This is a genomic window from Vibrio sp. V04_P4A5T148 (assembly GCF_963875605.1).
Taxonomy (GTDB): Bacteria; Pseudomonadota; Gammaproteobacteria; order Enterobacterales; family Vibrionaceae; genus Vibrio; species Vibrio anguillarum.
This window is the reverse complement of sequence record NZ_CAWNMS010000048.1, coordinates 1-11,438: the sequence shown is the minus strand read 5'-3', so window position 1 is coordinate 11,438 and position 11,438 is coordinate 1. Positions and strand designations below refer to the sequence as shown.

Here is an 11,438-nt window from a genome sequence, read left to right as displayed (position 1 = left end):
TACGACCTTCTGTCCTTATGAGTTAGCGCTTAAGCTAACGGGTTGTAATTGGATTTGTTGTTGTAGGGTTTCGAGTTGTTTTCGGTTTGACATACCCACGCCGACTTGCGTAACAGCTAACGCAGAGAGGGCAGTGGCAAAAGTAAGCAGTTCTGTTTTTTCCATCTGCTGCATGTGTCCCCAGCAAAGGCCCGCGACTAAAGTATCGCCTGCGCCAACAGTGCTAACGACCTGCATACGTGGTGGTTTTGCATGCAGCCATTGATGTTGGTTCAACCACATCACGCCATTTGCTCCCATCGACACCACGATATTTTCAATGCCTTTTTCGGCCAGTTGCGCGGCAGCAGCTTGGCATTGCTCAGGAGTGTGTAGTTCACGCCCCACAAATTGAGAAAGCTCTTCATCGTTTGGTTTAATCAACCAAGGCTTTGCGTCAAGACCCGCTTTGAGGGCATCACGACTGCTATCAAACAGCACTTTTTTACCCATGGAGTGCAGTTTTTCGATCCACGAAGCACATAATGCAGGGGAGATGCCCTGTGGCAAGCTGCCTGCGAGCACAAAATAGTCGTGATCAGCGGCTAATCTCTCGAGAGTGCGTTCGAACTGCTCAATGGCAAGCGGCGTCACTTCAACTCCGGGGAAATTGATGTCGCTCACTTCGCCCGATTTCTCCACCAATTTCACGTTAATACGGGTTGCACCATCAACACGAACAAACTCATCAATTGCGGCCATTTGATCAAATAGCTGACAGAACAACTCTTGGTTATCACGGCCAAGAAATCCGGTCACAGTCACCTTTGCACCGAGATCGCTCAGTACTTTCGCAACATTAACCCCTTTACCTGCGGCGTGAAGTGAACCTTGTTTGACTAGGTTCACTGAGCCAACATTCAGCACATCCAAGCTACCTGTTAAATCAAGCGCTGGGTTGAGCGTGATAGTGACGACTTTATTTGTCATGACTTAATCCTCACCCTTCACCTAGACCAGAAGCAATCGCTTTACCGATCGATTCTAATGCTTGCTCTGCGTCTGGCCCCTCAGCTGAAAACTGAAGCTGGTGGCCATGTTTTACGCCCAGCGCAATGACTTTCATCAGGCTTTTCGCGTTGGCTGTTTTTCCGTCGCCATCTAAGTTAGACACTTTGATATTGGCTTCAAATTTCTTCGCTTCGGCCACCAACATCGCTCCTGGACGAGCGTGCAGACCATGTGCGTTTTTGATTTTGAATACCGCAACCTTGCTTGCTGCGCTCTCATCTTTTGCCGGAGCTTGTTCATTGTCATTGCTGAAGAAAGCCAATAATTGGGCAGCATTCGCATTGAGTAAGGTTTCTTGCTGCTGCTGAAGCACAAGCTGCGTGAGCTTATCCAGAATGTTTTGGTGGGCATTATTACAAGCGGCAATCGCGATCAAGGCTTTGACGTTGAGTTGATTGTATTCACACGCATTGGCGGTTGACACAAACGAAATGCCCGTGCGTTTGACCGCTTTGTCACTGCTGATTAACCACAATCCCTTGCCTAGGTGGGTTGGCTCTTTCGTGACCAGTTCGGCAACAAATTCATTGTCAGCACAGCCGGTATTGCGTAGCAAACCGCCAGCGACGGCGCTCATCTGTACCATATCACTGGCAGGGAAAAGCAGTTGGATCAACGAAGCATCAAAATCAGGCTCAAATTGCACTTCGCCATTGAGGAGTGCAATGACATCATTGGCACTGGACGCTTGTTTCAGTTTCTCTTCAACGCCATCGGCGGACAACACTTGCGTCAGTTGCTTCAGAATGCCCAAATGTTCATCGGATTTCGCTGCAATACCAATCGCGACATAAACGGTTGCGTCGTTACCCCAGTCAACGCCGTTGGGGAAGTGGTGAACAGCAATACCCGTTTGCTTAACCAGTTGACGTGTATCGGTTGTACCGTGTGGGATCGCGATACCATTACCAAGAAAGGTCGAATTCTGAGCTTCACGGTTAAGCATGCCATCGACATAACCTGCTTCGACGAACCCTTTGTTGGTTAGATCAGCTGCGATAGCTCGAATCGCCTCTTGCTTGTTCGTGGGTGATTGGCCCAAAGTAATATTGTTGGAATTGAGTTGCAGCATTTTGGCCTCTTTGCCTTACGGCTTAATTCGTTATCACTTTGAAGTATAGATTTCACCTAAGTGATAGTTTATTAATATGACTTATTCAAGCTGAATCGTTTCAGCTTTTTTCCCAAAAAAATTCAGCAAACCTATTTTTGACGAAAAATGGCGCTGTTCAATTTATTACTCACACTGCTCATTTTTTATAACACTCACATTTGGTGATCTTTACATCGATGAAGTGATGGTCAAATGTAGCCTTAGTTATCATTTTGTAATTTTGCTGAATCCTTTCAGCTTTTATACTGAATCGATTCAGCGTATAATTCAACTTCATCAAGGATCAAAAAATGAGTTCTATGATCCGACGCACAGAACAAGAGTGGTTGATATGACACTAGATGAGATAGCGAAGTTAGCGGGAGTCTCTAAAACCACCGCCAGTTATGTAATCAATGGCAAAGCGCAGAAGTACCGCATTAGTGAAAAAACCCAGCAGAAAGTGATGGCCGTGGTGGATGCTCATAATTACCGTCCTGATCACGCCGCTTCTGCTTTGCGAGCAGGAAATAGCCGTTCTTTTGGGCTCATCATCCCTGATCTTGAGAACACCAGTTACGCGCGTCTTGCTAAATTGTTAGAACAGAACTCTCGCCAAGCGGGTTACCAAATTCTCATCGCCTGTTCGGACGATGACCCGCATACCGAAATGTCGGTGGTGGATGCCTTGGTCTCACGCCGCATCGATGCGCTATTTGTCGCCAGCGCGATTCCTCACGCCAGTGAGTTTTATCTCAAGTTGCAACATTCAGGCACTCCGGTTATTGCGATTGACCGTCCGTTAGATGATGAATTTTTCGCCTGTGTGATCAGTGAAGATTTCAACGCCGCGTTTGAATTGACGCATTCTTTATTAACGCCGGAGATTAAAACCGTTGGTTTGGTCGGTGCATTACCAGAGCTTAATATTTCGCAAGAACGCCAGTTGGGGTTTGAATCAGCGCTGAGAGCGAAAAATCTGCACAGTATCATCGGTTATGGCGCGCACTTTAACCGTGAAGAGGGTAAACGAGTGGTGAATGAATGGATCGCCAATAACAGTATGCCAGATGCGATCGTCGCGACTTCTTACACTCTGCTTGAAGGGATTTTAGATGTATTGTTTGAAAACCCAAGTTTAATGAATCAGGTTAAGTTATCGACATTTGGTGACAACCGTCTACTTGATTTCTTGCCGATTAAAATCAACTCGTTGCCGCAGCAGTTTGAATTGATTGCCGACAGCGCACTCGCGTTGGCACTCAACGCTTCGGCAAAACGTTATCAAGCTGGGATCGAATTGGTGCCTCGTAAACTGAAAGTTCGTATCTATTGATGGCCACTTTTTAGCTTAATTTTTATAAAGTCATCAAGAAAATTCACGTAACCTAAGCTCTGTTTTGCTAGATCTTACGTCGCTTTTCTTGGTTAATCGCGTATTATGAAGCACTTTGATTTTCGGTATTTTTAGGGTTGGAATGAAGCTTCTTCACACCTCTGACTGGCATCTCGGTCGACAATTTCACAACGTTTCTTTATTGGATGATCAGCGCGCAGTACTCAATCAATTGATTGAGTACCTGCAGTGCAATCGGGTGGATGCTTTAATCATCGCCGGAGATATCTACGATCGTTCAGTTCCACCGACGGCAGCCATTGAATTGATGGATGATATAGTCAACCGCGTGTGCAACGAGCTTTCCATCCCCTTAATTATGATCCCTGGTAATCACGACGGGGCGAAGCGTTTAGGCTTTGCGGCCAAGCAGATGCAACACTCGGGCTTGCACATTATTAGCAATTTTGAACAGATGATGCAGCCTGTGGTACTAAAATCAGCCATTGCTGGTGAAGTGGCATTTTATGGTATGCCTTATAACGACCCTGAAGTCGTTCGCCACCACTTTGGAGAGTCCGTAACCAGTCATGATGAAGCCCATCAATACCTTATTGAGAAGATTATATCGCAGTGGAATCCGTCACAACGTCACGTTATGATTGGCCACTGCTTTGTTGATGGCGCTATCGAATCTGACTCTGAACGTCCTTTGTCCATTGGCGGCTCTGATCGTGTCAGTCATCAACACTTTGTACCTTTTGATTATGTTGCGCTCGGCCATCTGCACCAACCGCAGAAAAAGGGGGAAGAGTATATCCGCTACTCTGGCTCTCTAATGAAATACAGTTTTTCAGAGCAGCACCACAAGAAAGGAGCGACCTTGGTTGAATTTGATGAACAAGGTTTTGCCAGCGCCACGCATGTGCCACTGACTGCTCCTCATAGCATGCGTATTATTGAAGGTGAGTTGCTGGAGATCATAGAGCAAGGCAAAACAGACCCACACAACCACGATTATCTGTTGGTTCGTCTTACCGACAAACACGCGATACTGGACCCGATGGAAAAACTGCGTCAATCCTACCCCAACGTACTGCATTTAGAAAAACCGGGCATGTTGGTGGGAGTTGATCAAGCAATGGGGCGTGCACGTTTGGCACGCGGTGAGGTGGATATGTTCCGCGATTTTTTCTTAGAAGCTAAGCAAGAAGCGTTAACCGCAGCGCAAGAGCAAGCGGTGATCGACGTCATTCAAGCACTAAAGCCGGGAGCCCAAGTCTAATGCGTCCAATACAATTGACTCTGCAAGCATTTGGCCCCTTTGCTCATAAAGAAGTGGTGGATTTTACCGCCTTGGGAGCCTCGCCGCTATTTTTGATTAATGGTCCAACCGGAGCGGGCAAAAGTTCACTGCTCGATGCCATTTGCTACGCTTTGTATGGTGAAACGACAGGCAGTGAGCGTACTGGTGATCAAATGCGCTGCGACTACGCGGACCCGCACACGCTCACCGAAATCAGCTACCAGTTTGAGCTTGGCGGGCGAATCTACCAAATTGATCGCTCGCCCGACCAAGAAGTGCCGAAAAAACGCGGTGAAGGCTCAACAAAAAAATCCCATGCCGCGAGCTTGTTTGAATGGGTCGATGGCGAAATGAAATTGCTTGCTAACAAACCCAATCCCGTCGGTAAAGCAATGGTGGAATTGGTCGGTTTAGATGTAAAACAGTTTCGCCAAGTGATGGTCATCCCCCAAGGGAAATTTCGTGAATTACTGACTGCCAACTCCAAAGAGCGGGAGCAAATCTTTGGTCAGTTGTTTCAAACTCACATTTATAGCCAAATTGAACGAGCGCTGTTTGAGAAAGCGGCGGGGATCCGCAAAGCGAAAGAAGAATTTGATCACCAAATTAAAGGCGCATTGGACGTCGTGAACGCAACTAGCGAGTCACACCTTGAAGCGTGCATTGCTGAGCTGTCACCCCAATTAACGGCCGCTCACGCAGCGTACCTAGATGCCCAGCAAAGGTTTGATGCAGCGAGCAGCGAGCAAAAGGCGGCGCAAACCCTTGCTAAACAATTTCAAGAGCAGCGTCAACTCGTGCAACTTAAAGCCGATCACGATGCACAATCGTCAGTCATCGATGCGGTAAAAGCTCAAAGGCATCAAGCCTTGCAAGCTACGCGCTTAGATTCACCCTATTACGAATTACAATCGTCACAACGTCAGTTAGAAGCGGCCAACCAAGCAAAAGTCGAAAAAGAACAAGCGCTTACACAGTCACAACAGCAGTGGCAACAAGCTAAAGCGGCTCAAGAAGACGCGGCAGAAAAAGTCAAAATAGTGCCGAATCTGATGCAACAAATTTATGACTTAAACCTAATCAAAACTAAGCTTGTTGAACGGGAGCATCATCAAAAAGCGCTGCAACAAGCCTTACGTGAAGTGGAGCTCGCGACGCAAAATCGCCACAACTTGCGCACCGCTGTTGAGCAGTTTGAGCAGCAAATTATGCTTAAGCGTCAAGAGTGCGAAAGAGTTAGCCAGCAGTTGGCTGAGTTAAAAGGCCAGCGTTTAGAGCTTGAAACCATCAAACAGCAGATTGATCGCTTATTAAAGCTGCAGCAGCTTGAACAGCGTTTAGCCACAGAGCAAGCTGCACTGAGCTATAGTCAGCAGCAGTTTGAGTTGGCGCAGCGCGCGACATTGGACGCGAAACAGCAAGCCGATAAATTAGAGCTGATTTGGCACACCAACCAAGCCGCCGAGCTGGCTCGAACCTTGGATCAAGGCGACGAGTGCCCGGTGTGTGGCAGTTGCGATCATCCTAAATTAGCGCGTTATACCGGAGAAACGGTGACTAAGGCGCAAGTGCAGCAGGCGAGAGCGATACAGCAAAACAAACTGGCCACAGAGCAAGAAACGCTAAAACAGCAACAGCAACGAGCGACCCAATACGCACGGCTTGAGCAAGAGATGGCAAGTTTGAGGGAGTCATTATCTGGAAATACGCAAAGTTTAGTACAACTGCAGCAAGCTCAAAGCGATCTTGAACATTCCATTGCTCATCTTGAATCGCTCAATCCAGAGCAATTAGCTCAACAATTGGCAAAATTAGAACTGCAGTTAGCACAAGCTAAGCAAAATGCTGAAACGCAGCAGCATAAAGTCGAACAGGCCACCCTGACGGTTGCCAAAGAGCAGACCGAAGTTTCTGCCTTAAGCCAAGGGATCCCGGAGTCGTATCAAGACAGTTTGCATTTGAACGAATCTTTAACCCAGTTAGAGCTGCAATTGGCTAATCTCAACCGTTTAGATGCGGAAACCAATGCGCGCTTCAATCAAGCGAATGCCGATTTTTCTGGTGCGAAAGCGGCGTTAGCGGCGGCGGTCGAACACCAGATACATTGGCAAAATGCGTTTACGCAGTCACAGCAGCAGTGGCACAGTACGCTGATTGAGAGCCAGTTCGACGATACTGAGCACTATTTACAGGCACGTTTATCTTCACAGCAGATCGAGCAGCTTGAAAAGCAGATCAAACAATTTGACGAAAGAAGTACGACGTTAAACGCTCAGCTTCAAACATTAGCCAGTGAGCTGAGTGAAAAAAGTGAGCCCAATCTTGCTGAGTATGCAAGCGCGGTCGAGGCTGTAGCCATGTTACAGCAAAGCGCATTGGATCAATGGAGCACGTTACGGTCTAAAATGGATGCCTTAGCCAGTGTGAAAGAAAAAATCGCTATTTTACATATAAAAAATGAAGCCTTAGAGCAAGAGTATCAAATATTTGGGACTTTAAGCGATATCGCCAACGGCAAAACAGGCGCTAAAGTGAGTTTACACCGCTTTGTTCTTGGCGTGCTGTTAGATGATGTGCTGATCCAAGCCTCAATGAGGCTGCAGATCATGAGTAAGGGGCGTTATCTGCTCAAGCGTAAAGAAGATCGCGCCAAAGGTAATGTGGGTTCAGGGCTTGATCTGATGGTCGAAGATGGCTACACCGGAAAATGGCGAGATGTGGCGACCTTGTCAGGTGGTGAATCTTTTATGGCGGCATTGTCATTGGCGCTGGGTTTATCGGATGTGGTGCAATCATACAGCGGCGGTATTAAACTGGACACACTGTTCATCGATGAAGGTTTTGGCAGTTTAGATCCTGAGTCATTGGACTTGGCGATTCAAACCCTTGTCGACTTACAACAAGGAGGCCGAACGATCGGCATCATTTCTCACGTGAGCGAGCTGAAAGAGCAAATAGCCTTACGCATTGATGTCGATGTGGCGAGAAATAACGGCAGCTCAATAAGACTTGTTGCATAATGAATGGGAATGTGGTCTATCTTGTGCTAGTTATTAATAGGTATGGCGTGATGAGTGTAACTGACTTCGACGCTTTCAAAAAAACAGGTTATACACAGTCAGGTTATGCACAATTATGATTATAAAAATGAATGTATCAGTTTGGTAAGGTTACATGGACGTAGTAAAAAAAATATACCAGTACGCTGAGCCGAACCTCACCCTTGTGGGATGGATGGGGTTCATTGGTTTTCCCCTTTATTATTACGTGTGGACTTATCTCTTTCCACAACCTTATGAAAGTATGGAGTTACGGGCGATTTGCGCCATTTTATTTGCGGGGATTATTTTTCGCAATTCAACGCCGAAACATTTACAGCACTACTTACCTTACTATTACTTGTTTTCAATAGGATTTTGTTTGCCATTCTTCTTTGGCTACATGATGCTGATGAACGATTGGTCAACGATCTGGGCGATGTCGTTCATGGCGTCTATTTTCCTCCATATCCTCTTAGTCCACGAAACAAAAGTCATGCTGATTCAAGCCGCTATTGCATTAGCATGTGCTTACTTTGTGACTTATGGCGTAATGGACGCGGAACTGCGAGTGATGGTGGAATGGCCGTACGTACCGATTTTTCTATTTACTTACATTTTTGGCAACCTGTTCTATTTTCGTAACCAAATTGAACATGAAGCGAAGGTGTCGATTGCCAAGTCTTTTGGCGCAGGTATTGCGCATGAAATGAGAAATCCATTAAGTGCGTTAAAAGCGTCAATTGAAGTAATGGGTTCAGTATTGCCCAATCCTACTGCATCCAAATCAGAATCTTATACGCTACCGTCTAAAGATTTAGAGCTGATTGCTGGGCTATTAAGAGATGCTGATGAAGTCATTCGCTCCGGTAATGAGACCATTGATTTGCTGTTAACCTCGATTGATCAAAATAGGGTCTCAACATCGACCTTTAAAAAGCATGCTGTAAAGCCTGTTATAGAAGAGGCACTGCGCAGTTTTTCTTATAAAAGACCAGAAGACAGGCAGGCAGTGACTCTTAAGGTGGTGGATGACTTTGATTTTTTAGGCAGCAGTACACTGTTAAAATACGTGCTCTATAATCTACTCAAGAATGCGTTCTACTATCAAAATAACGATATGTTTAATATCCATATCACCTTGAAATCAAGTGAGAATTGCCACCAAATTACAGTGAAAGACAATGGTGTTGGTATTGAACCTCATTTGCTAGACGATATTTTTAAAGACTTTTATACCTTCGGTAAAAATGGCAGCTATGGTCTGGGGTTACCCTTTTGCCGTAAAGTAATGCATGCTTTTGGAGGGGATATTATCTGCCGTTCTGAACTTGGAGAGTGGACGGAGTTTACCTTAACGTTTCCCGAGTATGATTCGCAAGCCGTCGCTAATATTAAACTCGATCTAATGAAGGCGAAATCTCTGCTTTATATTGGCAAAACGAGCATAGTGAATCGTTATCTCAGTGAGAAATCGTTCTATCTTGGTTTCCAGCTTAATGTCTTAGAGCCTGAGAGTGCTTTGCGTCGAGAAGAGTTTGAATTTGAGTTTGATCTGATCTTTGTGGATCTGCAAACGTTGGATGAAACGCCGGATTACTTAACCAAACTGGAACCTAAACTGCATTTTACACAAGCAAAAGTTTGCTATTTATATGACCAAAATCAGCGTTACGCGCTGACGATGGAGCGTCATTTAACCATTTACCCAATTGAAAAGCACAAATTGTTATTGGATGGATCGGCGATTATTGATGAACTACTCTTTGAAACGGAAGAGCTTATTGCCGATAAAAATGTTATCCCGTTAAAACAATATGATTATGAAAAACGAATTTTGTTGGTCGATGATAACCACTCCTTACGTAGCTTCACCGCTCTGTTGCTAGAAAAGCAAGGGTATGAAGTACTGCAAGCGAGCGATGGGGAATTAGCATTACAAATGTTGGCCAATAACTCAATTGACTTGGTGTTAATGGATATTGAAATGCCGATTATGGATGGTATTTCGGCCACTTTATCTATCCGTTCATCCACCGCTTCTTACAGTAAAGTGCCTATTATTGGGCACACGGGTGACAATAGCCCTTCAACGATAGAAAAAATCCGTACATCAGGAATGAATGATTACGTTTTAAAACCAGCGGATAAAACGCTATTGTTAAAAAAATTAAGTCACTGGATTTAATAACCCTAGGTAAACCCTAGGGTTATTCCTTACCTTATCCTTCTTATTTGAGATTGTACCATTGGTTTAGTATGTCGATGCGTGACTTACTTGAAATAGAGACTGCTATCATTTTGGGCCCTTTCACACACAGTTAATATGGTATCAATTTGTGAGTCAGTGACATTACTATTTAACGAAAGCCGAATAATGTTTTTATTCTTTGAAGTGGCAGGCCTGCAAAAAACAGCACCAAATATTTGATTCTCTTCTAAATAATCGCGAACTTTTTCTGTATTTCGTTCATCTCCGGTTTCTAGCGCTATGATTTGGGACTCACTTCGTACGCTTAGCCCTATACTATTTAGTCCACGACGCAGTGTGTGTGCATTGCGGTGCAACTGAGTTCTTTTAGAATCGGCTGATTTGATAATGTCCAATGTCGCTTCTAACGCTTCGACTTCATAAGGCAAAATAGTTGAACTAAAAATAGCGGGATAACCCACAAAAGGGATACAGTGATTCACATTATTATTCGCCCAAATAGCGCCAGCGCGATACGCGAATGTTTTTGCAAGGCTAGCTGTAATAAAGTCAACCTCTGCTGTTAACCCTAATTCACTGACAAGTCCTGCACCTTTTTCGCCATGTGTGCCAAGTGAATGCGACTCATCAACTAAAATGGCGCATCCATACTCTTTGGCGATAGTGACCAAATCGGTGAGTGGTGCAATCGTACCGATAGTGCTGTAAATCGAATCAACCACGATGAGCCCTGGGCCGTGTCGAGCGATCAGTTTTTGTAAATGATCACAATTATTGTGCATGAATGGGTGAATATTGGCATTAGCATAGCGAGCACCTTCCCACATTGACATGTGAGCAAAAAAATCAATGTAGACGTTACTTTGTGGCCCGCACACGGCTTGCAACAAGGCTGTATTAGCATTCCATCCTGATTGAGAAAGAAGGCAACTATCAAAGCCTACAAATTCTGCAAATTTCGTTTCTAATGAAGGTTTAGACTCTTCATCTTGTAGAAAAATAGCGGACATAAAAACACTATCATGTGTTTTATCGATGGCGTTTTTCAGCCGTGCTTTAATTAATGGATGATCAGCCAAGCTTAAATAATCATTACTTTGTAACACTATGTCGTTTTTTGTTGGCCTTTTCCCTAGGACTAGGTGTTTTCCGTTAGCATTTGCATTAATCAAATCATTGATAAAATAGTCAATTCTAGATTGTATAGAAGCCGGTAGTTCGTGTTTCCACTTACGTGAATTCATGGTTATATCCTTTATATGTTTTTAATTAAATGCCAGCTGACAAAGGATATATTGAATATTAATTTAAAATTGTCACGAATGAGTTTTTATTATTTTGGCTGCTATTGCAAATTAAGGTATAGTGTCTTTTGTATTGTTCGTCATTGCCTAGGCTTATCC

Annotated in this window: 7 protein-coding genes; 4 read left to right on the top strand and 3 right to left on the bottom strand. The window is 44.7% G+C overall.

What is annotated here, in order from left to right; genetic code table 11:
• Positions 1–15: 15 nt before the first annotated feature.
• Both pfkB and fruB read right to left on the bottom strand, forming a co-directional pair.
• The gene (gene pfkB, locus AACT18_RS10510; RefSeq protein WP_094124939.1) at positions 16–969 is read right to left on the bottom strand and encodes a 1-phosphofructokinase; all 954 of its coding nucleotides are present in this window, start codon (positions 967–969) and stop codon (positions 16–18) included.
• A 10-nt stretch (positions 970–979) separates the two neighbouring features.
• Entirely contained in the window at positions 980–2,122 is a 1,143-nt protein-coding gene (gene fruB / locus AACT18_RS10505) for a fused PTS fructose transporter subunit IIA/HPr protein (RefSeq protein WP_013868485.1), read from the bottom strand.
• A gap of 226 nt (positions 2,123–2,348) precedes the next feature.
• Between fruB and cra the strand changes: the two genes are divergently transcribed.
• The 4 genes from cra to AACT18_RS10485 all read left to right on the top strand — a co-directional run bounded on the left by cra (position 2,349) and on the right by AACT18_RS10485 (position 10,011).
• Positions 2,349–3,479, top strand: a complete 1,131-nt coding sequence (gene cra / locus AACT18_RS10500; RefSeq protein WP_176428348.1) for a catabolite repressor/activator — start codon at positions 2,349–2,351, stop codon at positions 3,477–3,479.
• Positions 3,480–3,621: 142 nt separating this feature from the next.
• Complete coding sequence (locus AACT18_RS10495) at positions 3,622–4,764, top strand: exonuclease SbcCD subunit D (protein WP_094125760.1); 1,143 nt, start codon at positions 3,622–3,624, stop codon at positions 4,762–4,764.
• Positions 4,764–7,805, top strand: a complete 3,042-nt coding sequence (locus tag AACT18_RS10490; protein WP_094125759.1) for an SbcC/MukB-like Walker B domain-containing protein — start codon at positions 4,764–4,766, stop codon at positions 7,803–7,805. Before AACT18_RS10495 ends, AACT18_RS10490 begins: the two co-directional genes overlap by 1 nt.
• A gap of 154 nt (positions 7,806–7,959) precedes the next feature.
• Positions 7,960–10,011 (top strand): ATP-binding response regulator, encoded by a 2,052-nt coding sequence (locus AACT18_RS10485; RefSeq protein ID WP_013868489.1) that lies wholly within the window; start codon positions 7,960–7,962, stop codon positions 10,009–10,011.
• A gap of 86 nt (positions 10,012–10,097) precedes the next feature.
• Here AACT18_RS10485 and cqsA read toward each other — a convergent pair whose 3' ends face one another.
• Positions 10,098–11,279 carry an alpha-hydroxyketone-type quorum-sensing autoinducer synthase gene (gene cqsA / locus AACT18_RS10480; RefSeq protein ID WP_017050024.1) on the bottom strand — a complete coding sequence of 394 codons (1,182 nt, stop codon included), beginning with the start codon at positions 11,277–11,279 and terminating at the stop codon, positions 10,098–10,100.
• Positions 11,280–11,438: the final 159 nt, after the last annotated feature.

Bases quoted from the DNA above. Each gene is read 5' to 3' on its own strand.
- pfkB (WP_094124939.1), bottom strand. From the start codon at position 969: ATGACAAATAAAGTCGTCACTATCACGCTCAACCCAGCGCTTGATTTA.
- fruB (WP_013868485.1), bottom strand. From the start codon at position 2,122: ATGCTGCAACTCAATTCCAACAATATTACTTTGGGCCAATCACCCACG.
- cra (WP_176428348.1), top strand. From the start codon at position 2,349: ATGGTCAAATGTAGCCTTAGTTATCATTTTGTAATTTTGCTGAATCCT.
- AACT18_RS10495 (WP_094125760.1), top strand. From the start codon at position 3,622: ATGAAGCTTCTTCACACCTCTGACTGGCATCTCGGTCGACAATTTCAC.
- AACT18_RS10490 (WP_094125759.1), top strand. From the start codon at position 4,764: ATGCGTCCAATACAATTGACTCTGCAAGCATTTGGCCCCTTTGCTCAT.
- AACT18_RS10485 (WP_013868489.1), top strand. From the start codon at position 7,960: ATGGACGTAGTAAAAAAAATATACCAGTACGCTGAGCCGAACCTCACC.
- cqsA (WP_017050024.1), bottom strand. From the start codon at position 11,279: ATGAATTCACGTAAGTGGAAACACGAACTACCGGCTTCTATACAATCT.